The sequence below is a fragment of the Hydrogenophaga sp. NH-16 genome (assembly GCF_004006415.1).
In the GTDB taxonomy this organism is placed as follows: Bacteria; Pseudomonadota; Gammaproteobacteria; order Burkholderiales; family Burkholderiaceae_C; genus Hydrogenophaga; species Hydrogenophaga pseudoflava.
In genome coordinates, this window is the sequence record NZ_CP029344.1 from 2,564,970 (window position 1) to 2,579,223 (window position 14,254).

Here is a 14,254-nt window from a genome sequence, read left to right on the forward strand (position 1 = left end):
CCCCACACAGAAACCCAAGGAGCACCCCATGACCCGCCGATTCGTCGACCTCTCGATCTACCTGGAAAACGACGTCATCTCCGACCCACCGGCCTTCGCGCCCAAGATCCAGTACTTCGACCACAAGAACTCGTTCGAGCAGATGGCGCCGTTCTTCCCCGGCCTCAAGCAGGAAGACCTGCCCGACGGCGACGTGTGGGCGGTGGAGACGATTCAGCTCTCGACCCACAACGGCACCCACCTGGACGCGCCCTACCACTTCCACAGCACCATGGACAAGGCGCTGGGCGAGAAGAAGAAGGCCTGGACCATCGACGAGGTGCCGCTGGAGTGGTGCTTCCAGCCCGGCGTGAAGCTGGACTTCCGCCACTTCGCCGACGGCTACGTGGTCACCGCCGCCGACGTCGAGGCCGAGCTGGCGCGCATCGGCCACACCCTGAGCCCGCTGGAGATCGTGGTGGTCAACACCCGCGCCGGCAGCCGCTACGGCCACAACGACTTCGTCAGCGCCGGCTGCGGCATGGGTTACGACGCCACCATGTACCTGCTCGAACGCGGCGTGCGCCTGACCGGCACCGACGCCTGGAGCTGGGACGCGCCCTTCGTCTACACCGCGCAGAAGTACGCCGAATCGAAGGACGCCAGCCTGATCTGGGAAGGCCACAAGGCCGGCCGCGACATCGGCTACTGCCACCTGGAGAAGCTGCACAACCTCGAAGCCCTGCCGCCGACCGGCTTCTACATCAGCTGCTTCCCGCACAAGATCCGCGGCGCCTCGGCCGGCTGGACGCGCGCGGTCGCGATCTTCGACGACGCCCTGATGCCCTCGGCCTGAACGGAGTCCGCCATGACGCTCAACCACACCCACGACCCCGCCGCCCGCAGCTGGCTGACCTCGGCCAACGAGCCGGGCACCGACTTCCCGATCCAGAACCTTCCCTTCGGCGTGTTCCGCCGCCGAGGCACGGACGAGCCCTTCCGCGGTGGCGTGGCCATCGGCGACCAGGTGATCGACCTGGCGGCGGTGTCGGCGTCTGGCGTGCTGGACGGCCTGGCCGCCGACGCGGCCCGGGCCGCGGCACAGCCCTCGCTCAACGACCTGCTGGCCACGGGACCAGCCGCCTGGCGCGCGCTGCGCCACGCGCTGTTTGCGGCGCTGCGCCACGACGCCGACGCCACCGTGGTGGGCGCCCTGCACGCCTGCCTGGTGCCACAAAGCGCCGTGGAACACAGCGTGCCCACGCGCATCGGCGACTACACCGACTTCTACACCTCGATCCACCACGCCCGCAACGTGGGCCGCGTGATCCGGCCCGACGACCCGCTCACGCCCAACTTCCAGTGGATTCCCATCGCCTACCACGGCCGGGCGTCCAGCGTGGTGATCAGCGGCACGCCCTTCCACCGCCCGCACGGCCAGGCCATGGCCCCGGGCGCGTCGGCGCCGGTGTACGGCCCCTGCCGCCGGCTCGACTACGAGCTGGAAATGGGTTTCTACGTCGGCCCCGGCAACGCCCTGGGCCAGCCCATTCCGATCGCCGAGGCCGAGCAGCACATCTTCGGCATGTGCCTGCTCAACGACTGGTCGGCGCGCGACCACCAGTTCTGGGAAATGGCGCCGCTCGGCCCCTTCCTGGGCAAGAACTTCTGCACCAGCGTCTCGCCCTGGATCGTGACCATGGAGGCGCTGGCGCCCTACCGCGTGCCCTTCGCCCACCCGGCCGACGAGCCCCAGCCCCTGCCCTACCTGGACAGCCCCGCCAACAGCGCGCAGGGCGGTGTGGACGTGCAGCTGGAGGTGCTGCTGGAATCGGCGCAGCACCGCGCCAAGGGCGTGGCGCCCGACCGGCTGTCGGCCACGAGCTTCCGCCACCAGTACTGGACCATCGCACAGATGCTGACGCAGCACGCCAACAACGGCTGCAACCTGCAGCCCGGCGACCTGCTGGGCACCGGCACCATCTCCGGCCCGACCTACGAGGAAGCGGGCGCCATCGTGGAACTCTCGCTGGGCGGCACCCGGCAGATTCCCCTGGCCGCCACGGGCGAGACGCGCACCTTCCTCGAGGACGGCGACACCGTGGTGCTGCGCGGCTGGTGCGAGAAGCCCGGCGCGGCGCGCATCGGCTTCGGCGAATGCCGGGGCGAGGTGCTGCCGGCCATCGGCGGCTGAGCGGCGGCCCGGCCCGCCTGTCCCGCACCGGATGGGTGCGCCGGCCGATTTGCGCGCAGAATCCCGGCCCATCACAACACGAGAAGGAGAAACCATGGGCCTGCTCAGCTGGACCGAAAAATCCCCCACCACCCTTGCCAACGGCGGCGTCGTCGGACCCGATGAACGCCTGCCCTGGCCGCAGACCGGCGTGATGGGCGTGCAGCACCTGATCGCCATGTTCGGCGCCACGGTGCTCGCCCCCATCCTCATGGGCTTCGATCCCAATGTCGCCATCCTCATGAGCGGCATCGGCACCCTGATCTTCTTCCTCGTCACCGGCGGCAAGGTGCCCAGCTACCTCGGTTCGAGCTTCGCCTTCATCGGCGTGGTGATCGCGGCCACCGGCTACGCCGGCTCCGGCCCCAACGCCAACATCGGCGTGGCGCTGGGCGGCATCATCGCCTGCGGCCTGCTCTACACCCTGATCGGCGTGGTGGTGCAGGCCATCGGCACCGGCTGGATCGAACGCTTCATGCCCCCGGTGGTGACCGGCGCGGTGGTGGCGGTGATCGGCCTGAACCTGGCCGGCATCCCGATCAAGAACATGGCGCCGACCGACTTCGACAAGTGGATGCAGGGCATCACCTTCGTCTGCGTCGCCCTGGTGGCCGTGTTCAGCAGCGGCATGGTGCAGCGCCTGCTGATCCTGGTCGGCCTGATCGTCGCCAGCGTCGTCTACGCCGTGCTGACCAACGGCATGGGCCTGGGCAAGCCGCTGGACCTGAGCGGCATCGCCAGCGCCGCCTGGTTCGGCATGCCGAACTTCAGCGCCCCGGTGTTCAGCGCCAACGCCATGCTGCTGATCGCGCCGGTGGCCATCATCCTGGTGGCCGAGAACCTGGGCCACATCAAGGCCGTGACCGCCATGACCGGCAAGAACCTGGACCAGTACATGGGCCGCGCTTTCATCGGCGACGGCGTCGCCACCATGGTGGCCGGCAGCGCCGGCGGCACCGGCGTGACCACCTACGCCGAGAACATCGGCGTCATGGCCGCGACCAAGATCTACTCGACCGCCGTGTTCCTGGTGGCCGGCCTGATGGCCATCCTGCTGGGCTTCAGCCCCAAGTTCGGCGCCCTGATCCAGGCCATTCCGCTGGCCGTGATGGGCGGCGTGTCCATCGTGGTGTTCGGCCTGATCGCGATTGCAGGCGCCAAGATCTGGGTCGACAACAAGGTCGACTTCTCCGACAACCGCAACCTGCTGGTGGCCGCCATCACCCTGGTGCTGGGCACCGGCGACTACACGCTCAAGTTCGGCGGCTTCGCGCTGGGCGGCATCGGCACCGCCACCTTCGGCGCCATTCTGCTGTGGGCGCTGATCGGACGAAAGAAGGCCTGAACCATGGCGCGTGTGTGGAAGCAACCCATCTCCTGCGAGATCCTCACCGCCGTCAGCCGCGGCACGGCCAACGAGCATCTGGGCATGGAATTCCTGGAGGTGGGCGACGATTTCATCACCGCCCGCCTGCCGGTCGACCGACGGACCATCCAGCCCTACGGCCTGTTCCACGGCGGCGTCAGCGTGGTGCTGGCGGAAACGCTGGGTTCCTGCGGCGCCGCGTTCAGCGTGCCGGAAGGCTACCGCGCGGTGGGCCTGGACATCAACGCCAACCACCTCAAGGGCGCCACCAGCGGCTGGGTGACGGGCACCGCGCGGCCGGTGCACATCGGCCGGACGACCCAGGTCTGGCAGATCGAACTGAAGAACGACGCGGGCGAGCTGACCTGCGTCTCCCGCATCACGATGGCGGTGCTTCAGCCCCGCTGAGCGGGGCTCCGGCCTCCGCTTCGGCGGGCGCCTCCCACGCCGCCCAGTCCGGCCCGAACAGCTCGGCCGGGTGCTGGGTGCGCTCCGAGCCATTGCCACACAGCATGCTGTTCGCCGCGCAATAGCGGTCGCAGCCCCAGCAGTTGCGCTCGGGATGGGGCGGGTTGGCGGGAAAACGCTTGCTCATGGTGTGGATGCGCACCAGTGTGCCCCGGTCCGGCCGGAAGGGAACTGACACAGATCAGAAGTGGTCAAGACAGGGCACCGGCGGCCGATATGGATAAAAAGCCGTCTTTTTCCTGACCATGGACCCCCTCTTCCCTTCGCCCGAAGACGACCTCAGCCACTACCTGTCGGCCATGGTCACGCACGGGGCGTCCGACCTGTTTCTCTCGGCCGGCACCCCGCCCGCCCTCAAGGTGCATGGCGTCATGCGGCGCCTGCAGGAAGACCCCCTGAACCCGGAGCGCATCAAGCGGCTGGCGTACTCCGCGATGCGCGAGTCGCAGATCCGCGAGTTCGAGGCCACACTGGAGTGCGATCTGGCCGTCGCCATCAACGGCCTGGGCCGCTTCCGGATCAATGTGTTCCGCCAGCGCGGCGAGGTGGCCGTGGTGGTGCGGCACGTCAACGCCCGCATTCCCTCGCTGGAGACACTCAAACTGCCGGCGTCGATCAGCCGCCTGTCCATGCTCAAGCGCGGGCTGGTGCTGATCGTGGGTGCCGCAGGATCGGGCAAGTCGACCACGCTGGCATCGCTGATCGACCACCGCAACCAGAATGCGGCCGGCCACATCCTGACCGTCGAAGACCCGATGGAGTTCGAGCACAGCCATGGCAAGTCCATCGTCGACCAGCGCGAAGTCGGTCTGGACACCAAGTCCTTCGACGAGGCCCTGCGGCACGCCATGCGCGAGGCGCCGGACGTGATCATGATCGGCGAGATCCGCGACCTCAACACCATGCAGCACGCGCTGGCCTACGCCGAGACCGGCCACCTGTGCCTGTCCACGCTGCACGCCAACAACGCCAACCAGGCGATCCAGCGCATCCTCAACTTCTTCCCCGAGGCGGCCCACCGGCAGGTGCTGATGGACCTGTCACTCAACCTCAAGGGCGTGGTGGGCCAGCGCCTGATCCGCGGCGTGCAGGGCAAGCTGGTGCCCGCGGTGGAAGTGATGCTGCTGTCGCCCTATGTCTCCGACCTGATCCAGAAGGGGCAGGTGGACGACATCAAGGATGTGATGGCCAAGAGCAACGAGCTGGGCATGCGCACCTTCGACCAGTCGCTCTACGACCTGTACACCCAGGGCGAACTCACGGCCGAGCAGGCGGTGGAGCACGCCGACTCGCGCACCGACCTCTCGCTGCGCATCCGGCTGAACAGCGGCCAGCGGCCCGACACGGTCGGGCTGCACATCGATACCTGACCGCCGGCCGGCGGCGGTTCACACCGCCCGTTCGCAGCGGCCTTGCGACTGGGCCAGGCCGCGGAAGTCGCTCTGCCAGGACAGCCGCGCCACGTCGATCTGGATGCGCTCGTTGTCCAGCGCGGTGAGGATGACCGTGCCATTGACCGCAAAGCTGTGCACCGGCACGCCGTCGATGCCGACCGCACTCACACGCTGGTCGTCGTAGCTGATCTCGACCCGGCGCACCCAGATCTCCCGCGCCGGCGCGTAGACCGCCTCGCAGACCAGGCCGACGCGGCTGGCGGCGGCCGCAACCACCCCGGGCGCCGCGAGCACCAGCGCCAGTGCCATGAGCAGCAGCGGTTTCACTCCTGGCCGCCCTGCTGCAGCCGCTCGCTTTTCCAGTACACGTCGTCGCCGCCGTTCATGCGGTTGAGCACGCGCGCGAGCACGAACATCAGGTCGGACAGGCGGTTGAGGTACTGGCGCGGCGCCTCCTTGATGGCCTCTTCGTTGCCCAGCGCCACCAGGTGCCGCTCGGCGCGGCGCGCCACGGTGCGGCAGACATGCGCCTGGCTGGCGGCGCGGTTGCCGGCGGGCAGGATGAACTCCTGCAGGCGCGGCAGCTGTTCGTTATAAGTGGCCAGGGCCTCGTCCAGCGCCAGCACGGCCTCGGGCTTGAGCAGCTCGTAGCCGGGAATGGACAGCTCGCCGCCGAGGTTGAACAGCTGGTGCTGGATCTCGACCAGCAGCGTGCGCACGTCGGCCGGCATGTCTTCGCACAGCAGCAGGCCGATGTGGGAGTTGAGTTCGTCCACGTCGCCCATCGCGTGCACGCGCAGGCTGTTCTTGGACACGCGGGCGTTGTCGCCCAGACCGGTGGTGCCGGCGTCGCCGGTGCGGGTTGCAATTTGGGATAGGCGGTTGCCCATGGAGGTCTCCTGCTGCCGCGGCGCACCTGTTGCGCGCCGCACCGGACCATTGTCCGTGAAAGCCGGCGACGGGGGCATGGTGCTGTAAGCGAAGGCTCACAAATGTGTCTGAGGCAAGCAGAGCATGCGTGCGGAAACAGGCGGCAAAAACACTGGCCCCGTGGGGTCATCGACGGTGCAATGGGCGTCCCTTCAACATTCAAGGAGCGACCCATGTCCCGACGATTTGTCCGTCTCACCTCGTTCGAAGCCCGCAGCCTGCTGCTGATCGCCGGCGTCACCCTGGGGGTGGCCGGCAGCGCCTACGCGCAGAGCACCGCCGCCCCGGCCAAGCCCGCCGCCACCGACACCGAGATCACGGCCGCCTTCACCAAGGCCGACAAGAACGCCGACGGCAAGCTCAGCAAAGACGAAGCCACCACCCTGCCGGCGCTGGCCGCCAAGTTCGACAGCGCCGACACCGACAAGGACGGCACGATCAACGCCACCGAGTTCAGCCGGGCCATGAAGATGTGATGTCCCGGGTGGGGGCAGTCCCGTGCGCGCTGTTCGCGGCGGGACGCCCGGTCTACACTGCCGGCTGATCACGGGCGCGACAGGCCCGCACCGACCAGGAGACCGCCATGAACGCCCCCACCACCGCCTCCCACCTCGCGCCCGAGCTTTCGCTGCGCGAGGTGCCCCACGCACTCATCCAGGCCCTGCAGTCGCGCTTTGGCGCCCGCTGCTCCACCGCCCAGGCGGTGCGCGAGCAGCACGGCCGCGACGAGTCGATCTTCGAAGTGCCGCCGCCCTCGGCCGTGGTGTTCGCCGAGTCCACGCAGGACGTGGCCGACGCGGTGAAACTGGCCGCGCAATACAAGGTGCCGGTCATTCCCTTTGGCGTCGGTTCCTCGCTCGAAGGCCACCTGCTGGCCGTGCAGGGCGGCATCAGCATCGACGTCAGCCGCATGGACCAGGTGCTGTCCATCAACGCCGAAGACCTCACCGTCACCGTGCAGCCGGGCATCACCCGCATGGGCGTGAACAACGCGGTGAAAAGCGAAGGCCTGTTCTTCCCCATCGACCCGGGCGCGGACGCCTCGATCGGCGGCATGACCGCCACCCGTGCCAGCGGCACGAACGCCGTGCGCTACGGCACCATGCGCGAGAACGTGCTGGCGCTCGAAGTCGTCACCGCGCAGGGCGAGGTGATCCGCACCGGCACGCGCGCCAAGAAGAGCAGCGCCGGCTACGACCTCACGCGCCTGATGGTGGGCAGCGAAGGCACGCTGGGCGTCATCACCGAGGTCACCCTCAAGCTCTACCCGCTGCCCGAGGCGATCTCGGCCGCAACCTGCTCGTTTCCCACCATTGAAGCGGCGGTGCGCACCGTGATCCAGGTGATCCAGCTGGGCGTGCCGATCGCGCGCTGCGAGCTGATCGACGCCAACACCGTGCGCATGGTGAACGCGCACAGCAAGCTGGGCCTGCGCGAAGAACACATGCTGCTGATGGAATTCCACGGCTCGCCCGCGAGCGTGAAGGAGCAGGCCGAGACGGTGCAGGAGATCGCCGGCGAGTTCGGCGGCAACGCCTTCGAATGGGCGACCACGCCCGAGGAGCGCACCCGCCTGTGGACCGCGCGGCACAACGCCTACTTCGCCGCCATCCAGAGCAGGCCCGGCTGCCGCGCCATCAGCACCGACACCTGCGTGCCGATCAGCCGCCTGGCCGACTGCCTGCTCGACTCGGTGGCCGAGGCCGACGCCAGCGGCATCCCCTACTTCCTGGTCGGCCACGTGGGCGACGGCAACTTCCACTTCGGCTACCTGATCGACCCGGCCAAGCCCGAGGAGCACCACACCGCCGAAGCGCTGAACCACAAGCTGGTGGCGCGCGCGCTCGACCTGGAAGGCACCTGCACCGGCGAACACGGCGTGGGCCTGCACAAGATGGACTTCCTGCGCCGCGAGGCCGGCGACGGCGCCATCACCATGATGCGCACGCTCAAGCGCGCGCTGGACCCGGACAACATCCTCAACCCGGGCAAGATCTTCGCGCTCTGAGCCCGGCACCTCCTCCACGCAGGGGAGCCAGCGGTCCGGAGCCCGAGGGTCGGACCGCTGTGCAGCAAGAAAATGGCGCTGTACACTTTTTTCTTCTGTCACACCCCTGCATGCGGTCCCATGAAACAACTCTGCCTTTCCCTGCTGCTGGTGTCTTCGGCGGCCTTCGCCCAGGACACCATCCGCATCTGCGACGCCAGCGGCTGCTCCGACCGGCCGCGCAACACCGCGACCTTCGAAGCCGAGCTGGCCGCCCAGCCCGACCCGGCCCAGAACCCCAAGCTGCTGGCGCTGGAGGCCATGGCCGCCAAGGACCCCCGCGCGGCCTACGACCTGGGTCTGCGCTTCTTCCGCGGCGATGGCGTGAAGAAGGACAGCTACCTGGCCATCAAGTGGATGCGAGATGCCGGCGAGCGCGGCGACTTCAAGGCCGCCCAGGCCCTGGGTCGCTTCTACCTGTTCGGCCTGGAAGAAATGGGCTCCGATCCCGTTGAAGCCGAGCGCTGGCTGATGATGGCCGCCGACAAGGGCGACAAGGAAGCCAAGAAGCTGCTCACCCAGGCGCGCAAGGCCAAGGAGCAGGCGCAGACAGACTACGAATGGCGTGAAACCGTGCGCAAGAACGGCTGGGTGGCGGGCTGGTACAGCGGCTACGCCTACCGCACCTACTGGCGCGACGGCCGCTGGCACTACTATTGACCCCCCCGGCGGGCCGGCTCATCCAAAGCGGCCAGCCATGTTTTTTGACTGACACCAGGAAGGTATCCATGAAACTGAACACCACCCCCTCCCGCGTTGCGATCGCCCTGGCCCTGGGCCTGACGCTCACCGCCTGCGGCGGCGCGGGCGGCGGCCGCGTGACCACCGGCTCCAGCCCGACCGCCGCCACCGGCGCCGCCGCCGGCGGCACCAGCGTCGGCGCCAACGAATCGCTGGAGCGCTGCGCTTCGCCGCTGGGCACCCTGGCGGTCGACGACGGCCGCGGCAAAGAATGGTGGGGCAGCTTCGGTGCCGCCACCCAGGTCACCACCATCGAGCCGCTGATCCGCCTGGCTGTGGCCCAGTCCAACTGCTTCGTGATCACCTCGATCGGCAACAACAAGACCGAGAGCAAGATCTCCGCCATCACCGACAAGCAGCGCAACTCGGGTGAGTTCCGCGCCGGTTCGCAGCAGCAGAAGGGCCAGCGCGTCGCGGCCGACTACTACCTCGAACCCGCGATCATCATCGACAACGAGTCGACCGGCCAGGTGGTCGGCGCGCTGGGTGGCCTGCTGGGTGGCCGCAACCGCAACCTGGCCGCCATCGCCGGTGGTCTGGAAAGCAAGGCCTCGGTCGTGACGCTGACCATGTTCGACATCCGCTCGGGCGTGCAGATCGCGATCTCCGAAGGCAACGCCACCGCCACCAACTACGGCGCGGCCCTGAGCGCGTTCGGCCCCAGCGCGGCCGGTTCGCTCGGCGGCTTCTCGCGCTCGCCGGCCGGCAAGGCCACGGTGGCCGCGTTCACCGACTCCTACAACCAGATGGTCATCGCCCTGCGCAACTACAAGGCACAGGAAGTCAAGGGCGGTCTGGGCAAGGGCGGCCAGCTGAAGGTGGGGAACTGATCTCCCCTCCTCCGCGCGACGCAACCAGATAGAGGCTCTCCGGTGAGAGCCGACAGGTCCGCCCCAGTCAACGACTGGGGCGTTTCTTTTTCCAGGGGGGAAGGCCCGTCGCAGCCGTGGCCTCTCGGTGCACGACGCTCTACGTCGTCAGCTTCAGCCCCACGATGCCCGCGAGGATGAGGCCCACGCATGCCAGCCTGCCGAAGGTGGCTGGTTCGTTGAAGAGGAGCATTCCCAAAACGACCGTGCCCACGGCCCCGATGCCCGTCCACACCGCATAGGCGGTGCCGACAGGCAGGGTGCGCATCGCAAGGCCGAGCAATGCGACGCTGACAACCATCGCGCCGATCGTTCCTGCCGTTGGCCAGAATCGCGTGAATCCTTCGGTGTACTTCAATCCAATTGCCCAGCCAATTTCAAAAAGGCCGGCAACAACCAGAAAGAACCAAGTCATGGAGCGGCTCCCTGGTACAGGCGTACCAGACTGCGGGTCGTCCCGTGGGAGAGAAACGCCGACGAGGTCGTCCTCGCCAGCGGCGGGCCACAAGGCGTGTGGTCTCGCGGCATGCCTCTGAATCGAGGGTCACGAGTGTAGCCACATGCCCTGAATGCGGCGTTTTCCAGCCCCAGGAGCCTCATGTTCCATGGGTGGTAAGGACGCCACAAAAACGAAACCTGCCGGAGTCAGCGCTCGTTGCGCAGCCTGTCGATCAGACCGTTGAGCTCGTCCAGCGAGCCGAACTGGATCGCCAGTTCGCCCATCTCCTCGACGCGGCCGTGGCGCTTGACGCGCTTCTTGATGCGCACCTCGACCTCGGCGGTCAGCAGGTCGGACAGCTCTTCCTCGACCCGGCGGATGTCGCGCGACTTTTCCTTCTTGGGCTGCTGCGGCACCAGGTTGAACTCGGCGCCGATCTTCTTGACCAGGTTCTCGGCCTCGCGCACCGACAGCTTCTTCGCCGCGATCTGGTTGCCCGCCGTGATCTGCGCCGCCTTCTCCAGCGACAGCAGCGCGCGCGCATGGCCCATGTCGATGTCGCCGGCCATCAGCATGGTCTGCACCGGCTCGGCCAGCTGCAACAGGCGCAACAGGTTGGACGCGGCCGAGCGCGAGCGCCCCACAGCCTGCGCGGCCTGTTCGTGCGTCAGGCCGAATTCCTTCACCAGCCGCTGCAGGCCCTGCGCCTCTTCCAGCGGGTTCAGGTCCTCGCGCTGGATGTTCTCGATCAGCGCCATCGCCGCGGCGGACTCGTTGGGCACGTCGCGCACCAGCACCGGCACCTCGGCCAGACCCGCCAGCTTCGAGGCGCGGAAGCGCCGCTCGCCCGCGATGATTTCGTACTTGCCGGCGTTCGGACCGTCGGCCAGCCGGCGCACCAGGATGGGCTGCATGATGCCCTGCGCCTTGATCGACTCGGCCAGCTCGTAGAGCGCGCCCTCGTCCATGCGCGTGCGCGGCTGGTAGACGCCGGCGACCAGCTGGTCCAGCGCCAGGCGGCTGGGCGTGCCTTCAGCGGCGGGGGCCGCAGCGGGCGCGTCGGCGACCTTGGGTCCGAGCAGGGCTTCGAGTCCGCGGCCGAGGCCCTTGGGTTTTTTGGTGACCATCTCAGTTGTCTTTCTTTTCTGTCAGTTCGCTCAGCAGCTCACGCCCCTCCGGCCAGTCTCCCAACCCGGACTCCGCGTTGATGTGGCCGCACTCGCCGTAGTCGATGAAACGCGAGCCCCAGCTCCCGGCCAGGGACTGCGCCTTGTTGAAGCTGCAATAGGGGTCGTCGCGGCTGCCGACCAGGATGCTGGGGAACGGCAGGCGCTGGCGCACGATGGGCGCCCAGCTGGGCAGCAGGGGACGCAGCTCGTCGCGCTCCGGGTCGCCGGGCGCGACCAGCAGCGCACCTTGCACGCGGTCGGTGCTGCGCGAAACTTCCGCCCAGGCGGCCGTGAGGATGCAGCCCAGGCTGTGCGCCACCAGCACCACCGGGCCATCACAGCCCAGGATCACGTCTTCCAGCCGGGCGATCCAGTCGCCGCGTCTGGGCGTCATCCAGTCGTGCTGGTCCACGCGGCGGTAGCCGTGCAGGGCCTCCCAGCGGCTCTGCCAGTGTTCGGGGCCGCTGTTCTGCCAACCGGGCAGGATCAGGACATTCTCTTGTTTCATATGGGGTTCAGCGAAAGCCGGCGCTCACATCACATCTTGCGGATGCGCTCGACCATCTCGTTGGCAAAGGTGATGAAGGCCTGGCTGCCGCGGGCCGACGGGTCGAACACCACGCCGGGCAGGCCGTAGCTGGGCGCCTCGGCCAGGCGCACGTTGCGCGGGATCACGGTGTCGAACACCTTGTCGCCGAAGTGGGCCTTGAGCTGGTCGCTCACCTGCTGCTGCAGCGTGATGCGCGGGTCGTACATGACGCGCAGCAGGCCGATGATCTGCAGGTCGGGGTTGAGGTTGGCGTGGACCTGCTTGATGGTGTTGACCAGATCGGTCAGGCCTTCGAGCGCGAAGTACTCGCACTGCATGGGCACGATGACGCCGTGCGCCGAGCACAGGCCGTTGAGCGTGAGCATGGACAGCGACGGCGGGCAGTCGATGAGCACGAAGTCGTAGTCGGCATCCACCGCGGCCAGCGCGGCCTTCAGGCGCTGGTCGCGGCGCTCCAGTTCGACCAGTTCGACCTCGGCACCGGCCAGTTCGCGGTTGGCGCCCAGCACGTGGTAGCCGCATTTTTCGGAATGGATGGCCGCCTCCGCCACCGAGGCCGACTCCAGCAGCACGTCATAGACCGACAGCGCCATGCTGCGCTTGTCCACGCCCGAACCCATGGTGGCGTTGCCCTGCGGATCGAGGTCGACCATCAGCACGCGCTGCCCCACCTTGGCCAGACCAGCCGCGAGGTTGACGGTGGTGGTGGTCTTGCCGACACCGCCCTTCTGGTTGGCGACACAGAAAATTTTTGCCATCAGCAGTTCTCCGCCACGGCCTGTGGCTGCGGGTGGGGTTGGCCGGGCGATGCCGGCGCCTGTTCGTCGCGTGGGGACGTGTCAACCAGCGCCGTCCTCAACGCGCCCCAGACGTCATCGATCAGGGTGGAAAACGGGAGGGTGTGCGCCAGAGGCGCCGCACCGAGTTCCGATGCGGTCGCGGGGATGCGAAGACAGCCGCCGTCGACCAGCCGGGCCGCCATGGTGCGCAGGGTTTCCTTCAGGGCCAGATCGGCATGTTCGGCCCGGTGAGACGGGTTGAGCACGGCGACGGGTTTGCCCGCAAACGGGGGATGACCGACCAACCAGTCCAGGGTGTTCTTGATGGTCCCGGTCACGCCGTGCGCGTATTCGGGGCTGGCAATGATCAGGGCATCGGCCTGATCGACCGCCGCCCACAGCCGCCGGACTTCCGCGGCCGGGGAGGCTTCGTCGTCGGGGTTGAACAGCGGCAAGTCGCCGAGTCCACGGTGGATCTGGAAGGTGGCCCATGCGGGCACCCGGTGCCCGAACGCCTCCAGCAAGGTGAGGCTGCGGGACTGTTGACGCAGGCTGCCGCATAGCGCCAGCAAACGCCGTGGCGGATCTGCCATCGTCGACATCACTTGGAGATGGCCAGCTTGACGCCGAAGCCGATGAGGAAGACGCCGGCGAGCTTGTTCAGCGTCTGGGTGATGCGCGGGTTGGCGCGCATGCGCTCGGCCAGGAAGTGGGTCAGCAGCACAACCGTCAGGCCGTAGAGGAAGGTCAGGACGGCGATAGTCGCGGCCATGGCGCCGAAGGTGATCAGGCCCTGGTGGCGCGCTGGGTCGACGAAGAGCGGGAAGAAGGCCATGTAGAAGACGATGGCCTTGGGGTTGAGCAGGGTGATGGTGACGGCCTGCTGGAAGAACTGGCTGGGGCGGATGTTGAGCACGGGCGCGTCGCCGGGTTTGGCAGTGAGCATTTTCCAGCCCAGCCAGGCGAGGTAGGCGGCGCCGGCCCATTGCACGAAGCTGAAGGCCGTGGGGTAGGCGGCGAGCAGCGCGGCCACGCCGGCCACGGCCAGCCACATCAGGACCTGGTCGCCGGCGATGACGCCGAAGGTGGCCGCCATGCCGCCCCGGATGCCGCCTTTGCCGGTGGAGGTGATAAGGGCGAGGTTGCCCGGGCCGGGGATGGCGAGGAACAGGACGATGGCGGCGACGAAGGCGCCGTAGTCAGCGATGCCGAACATGGGGGGCTTTCTCTGGGGTGGAGCGGTCGAGTTTACGTGAGGGGTGTTTTCTTTCGGCTGGCTTTGTGGTTTGA

The 14,254-nt window shown here is 68.0% G+C and carries 18 protein-coding genes; 9 read left to right on the forward strand and 9 right to left on the reverse strand.

Going from position 1 to position 14,254, the window contains the following annotated elements:
* Positions 1-28: 28 nt before the first annotated feature.
* The 4 genes from DD542_RS12485 (at position 29) to DD542_RS12500 (ending at position 3,986) form a co-directional block, all read left to right on the forward strand.
* Positions 29-835: a cyclase family protein gene (locus DD542_RS12485; RefSeq protein WP_127805894.1), complete on the forward strand. Its 807-nt coding sequence runs from the start codon at positions 29-31 to the stop codon at positions 833-835.
* Between the two features lie 12 nt (positions 836-847).
* On the forward strand, positions 848-2,173 hold the full coding sequence (gene fahA / locus DD542_RS12490; RefSeq protein ID WP_127805895.1) for a fumarylacetoacetase: 1,326 nt from the start codon (positions 848-850) through the stop codon (positions 2,171-2,173).
* 94 nt (positions 2,174-2,267) lie between these two features.
* Positions 2,268-3,557, forward strand: coding sequence for a solute carrier family 23 protein (locus DD542_RS12495; RefSeq protein WP_127805896.1), 1,290 nt, complete (start codon positions 2,268-2,270; stop codon positions 3,555-3,557).
* A 3-nt stretch (positions 3,558-3,560) separates the two neighbouring features.
* Entirely contained in the window at positions 3,561-3,986 is a 426-nt protein-coding gene (locus DD542_RS12500) for a hotdog fold thioesterase (RefSeq protein ID WP_127805897.1), read from the forward strand.
* On the opposite strand, the gene DD542_RS12505 is transcribed toward DD542_RS12500, so the two are convergent.
* Positions 3,958-4,173 carry a DUF3079 domain-containing protein gene (locus tag DD542_RS12505; protein WP_127805898.1) on the reverse strand — a complete coding sequence of 72 codons (216 nt, stop codon included), beginning with the start codon at positions 4,171-4,173 and terminating at the stop codon, positions 3,958-3,960. The two genes, DD542_RS12500 and DD542_RS12505, sit on opposite strands and share 29 nt — an antisense overlap.
* A gap of 118 nt (positions 4,174-4,291) precedes the next feature.
* Between DD542_RS12505 and DD542_RS12510 the strand changes: the two genes are divergently transcribed.
* Positions 4,292-5,416 carry a PilT/PilU family type 4a pilus ATPase gene (locus tag DD542_RS12510; RefSeq protein ID WP_127805899.1) on the forward strand — a complete coding sequence of 375 codons (1,125 nt, stop codon included), beginning with the start codon at positions 4,292-4,294 and terminating at the stop codon, positions 5,414-5,416.
* A gap of 18 nt (positions 5,417-5,434) precedes the next feature.
* On the opposite strand, the gene DD542_RS12515 is transcribed toward DD542_RS12510, so the two are convergent.
* Together DD542_RS12515 and DD542_RS12520 are read right to left on the reverse strand one after the other, a co-directional pair.
* Positions 5,435-5,767: a hypothetical protein gene (locus tag DD542_RS12515; protein WP_066152221.1), complete on the reverse strand. Its 333-nt coding sequence runs from the start codon at positions 5,765-5,767 to the stop codon at positions 5,435-5,437.
* Positions 5,764-6,330 (reverse strand): cob(I)yrinic acid a,c-diamide adenosyltransferase, encoded by a 567-nt coding sequence (locus DD542_RS12520; RefSeq protein ID WP_079366393.1) that lies wholly within the window; start codon positions 6,328-6,330, stop codon positions 5,764-5,766. The genes DD542_RS12515 and DD542_RS12520 overlap by 4 nt, the downstream gene beginning before the upstream one ends.
* Before the next feature lie 213 nt (positions 6,331-6,543).
* Here DD542_RS12520 and DD542_RS12525 point away from each other — a divergent pair, with 213 nt between their 5' ends.
* The 4 genes from DD542_RS12525 to DD542_RS23595 all read left to right on the forward strand — a co-directional run bounded on the left by DD542_RS12525 (position 6,544) and on the right by DD542_RS23595 (position 9,988).
* Positions 6,544-6,846 (forward strand): EF-hand domain-containing protein, encoded by a 303-nt coding sequence (locus tag DD542_RS12525; RefSeq protein ID WP_206610668.1) that lies wholly within the window; start codon positions 6,544-6,546, stop codon positions 6,844-6,846.
* 107 nt (positions 6,847-6,953) lie between these two features.
* Positions 6,954-8,378: an FAD-linked oxidase C-terminal domain-containing protein gene (locus DD542_RS12530; RefSeq protein ID WP_127805900.1), complete on the forward strand. Its 1,425-nt coding sequence runs from the start codon at positions 6,954-6,956 to the stop codon at positions 8,376-8,378.
* Between the two features lie 120 nt (positions 8,379-8,498).
* A complete protein-coding gene (locus tag DD542_RS12535) occupies positions 8,499-9,077 on the forward strand; it encodes an SEL1-like repeat protein (RefSeq protein WP_066152566.1) in 579 nt (192 codons plus the stop codon).
* 68 nt (positions 9,078-9,145) lie between these two features.
* Positions 9,146-9,988: a hypothetical protein gene (locus DD542_RS23595; RefSeq protein ID WP_066152209.1), complete on the forward strand. Its 843-nt coding sequence runs from the start codon at positions 9,146-9,148 to the stop codon at positions 9,986-9,988.
* A 139-nt stretch (positions 9,989-10,127) separates the two neighbouring features.
* On the opposite strand, the gene sugE is transcribed toward DD542_RS23595, so the two are convergent.
* The 6 genes from sugE to DD542_RS12565 form a co-directional block, all read right to left on the reverse strand.
* Positions 10,128-10,442, reverse strand: coding sequence for a quaternary ammonium compound efflux SMR transporter SugE (gene sugE, locus DD542_RS12540; protein ID WP_066152204.1), 315 nt, complete (start codon positions 10,440-10,442; stop codon positions 10,128-10,130).
* 230 nt (positions 10,443-10,672) lie between these two features.
* Positions 10,673-11,593 carry a ParB/RepB/Spo0J family partition protein gene (locus DD542_RS12545; RefSeq protein ID WP_127805901.1) on the reverse strand — a complete coding sequence of 307 codons (921 nt, stop codon included), beginning with the start codon at positions 11,591-11,593 and terminating at the stop codon, positions 10,673-10,675.
* Between the two features lies 1 nt (position 11,594).
* The gene (locus DD542_RS12550; RefSeq protein ID WP_127805902.1) at positions 11,595-12,143 is read right to left on the reverse strand and encodes an alpha/beta hydrolase; all 549 of its coding nucleotides are present in this window, start codon (positions 12,141-12,143) and stop codon (positions 11,595-11,597) included.
* Between the two features lie 29 nt (positions 12,144-12,172).
* Entirely contained in the window at positions 12,173-12,943 is a 771-nt protein-coding gene (locus tag DD542_RS12555) for an AAA family ATPase (protein WP_079366389.1), read from the reverse strand.
* Positions 12,943-13,566: an NADPH-dependent FMN reductase gene (locus tag DD542_RS12560; RefSeq protein ID WP_241559543.1), complete on the reverse strand. Its 624-nt coding sequence runs from the start codon at positions 13,564-13,566 to the stop codon at positions 12,943-12,945. Before DD542_RS12560 ends, DD542_RS12555 begins: the two co-directional genes overlap by 1 nt.
* The gene (locus DD542_RS12565) at positions 13,566-14,180 is read right to left on the reverse strand and encodes a LysE family transporter (RefSeq protein WP_127805903.1); all 615 of its coding nucleotides are present in this window, start codon (positions 14,178-14,180) and stop codon (positions 13,566-13,568) included. The genes DD542_RS12560 and DD542_RS12565 overlap by 1 nt, the downstream gene beginning before the upstream one ends.
* Positions 14,181-14,254: the final 74 nt, after the last annotated feature.

Excerpts from the sequence above, each read along its gene's own strand:
- DD542_RS12530 (WP_127805900.1), top strand. The coding sequence starts at position 6,954 with ATGAACGCCCCCACCACCGCCTCCCACCTCGCGCCCGAGCTTTCGCTG.
- DD542_RS12550 (WP_127805902.1), bottom strand. The coding sequence starts at position 12,143 with ATGAAACAAGAGAATGTCCTGATCCTGCCCGGTTGGCAGAACAGCGGC.
- DD542_RS12565 (WP_127805903.1), bottom strand. The coding sequence starts at position 14,180 with ATGTTCGGCATCGCTGACTACGGCGCCTTCGTCGCCGCCATCGTCCTG.
- DD542_RS12510 (WP_127805899.1), top strand. The coding sequence starts at position 4,292 with ATGGACCCCCTCTTCCCTTCGCCCGAAGACGACCTCAGCCACTACCTG.
- DD542_RS12500 (WP_127805897.1), top strand. The coding sequence starts at position 3,561 with ATGGCGCGTGTGTGGAAGCAACCCATCTCCTGCGAGATCCTCACCGCC.
- DD542_RS12495 (WP_127805896.1), top strand. The coding sequence starts at position 2,268 with ATGGGCCTGCTCAGCTGGACCGAAAAATCCCCCACCACCCTTGCCAAC.
- DD542_RS12535 (WP_066152566.1), top strand. The coding sequence starts at position 8,499 with ATGAAACAACTCTGCCTTTCCCTGCTGCTGGTGTCTTCGGCGGCCTTC.
- sugE (WP_066152204.1), bottom strand. The coding sequence starts at position 10,442 with ATGACTTGGTTCTTTCTGGTTGTTGCCGGCCTTTTTGAAATTGGCTGG.
- DD542_RS12505 (WP_127805898.1), bottom strand. The coding sequence starts at position 4,173 with ATGAGCAAGCGTTTTCCCGCCAACCCGCCCCATCCCGAGCGCAACTGC.
- DD542_RS23595 (WP_066152209.1), top strand. The coding sequence starts at position 9,146 with ATGAAACTGAACACCACCCCCTCCCGCGTTGCGATCGCCCTGGCCCTG.
- DD542_RS12485 (WP_127805894.1), top strand. The coding sequence starts at position 29 with ATGACCCGCCGATTCGTCGACCTCTCGATCTACCTGGAAAACGACGTC.
- DD542_RS12545 (WP_127805901.1), bottom strand. The coding sequence starts at position 11,593 with ATGGTCACCAAAAAACCCAAGGGCCTCGGCCGCGGACTCGAAGCCCTG.
- DD542_RS12555 (WP_079366389.1), bottom strand. The coding sequence starts at position 12,943 with ATGGCAAAAATTTTCTGTGTCGCCAACCAGAAGGGCGGTGTCGGCAAG.
- DD542_RS12560 (WP_241559543.1), bottom strand. The coding sequence starts at position 13,566 with ATGTCGACGATGGCAGATCCGCCACGGCGTTTGCTGGCGCTATGCGGC.
- DD542_RS12520 (WP_079366393.1), bottom strand. The coding sequence starts at position 6,330 with ATGGGCAACCGCCTATCCCAAATTGCAACCCGCACCGGCGACGCCGGC.
- fahA (WP_127805895.1), top strand. The coding sequence starts at position 848 with ATGACGCTCAACCACACCCACGACCCCGCCGCCCGCAGCTGGCTGACC.
- DD542_RS12525 (WP_206610668.1), top strand. The coding sequence starts at position 6,544 with ATGTCCCGACGATTTGTCCGTCTCACCTCGTTCGAAGCCCGCAGCCTG.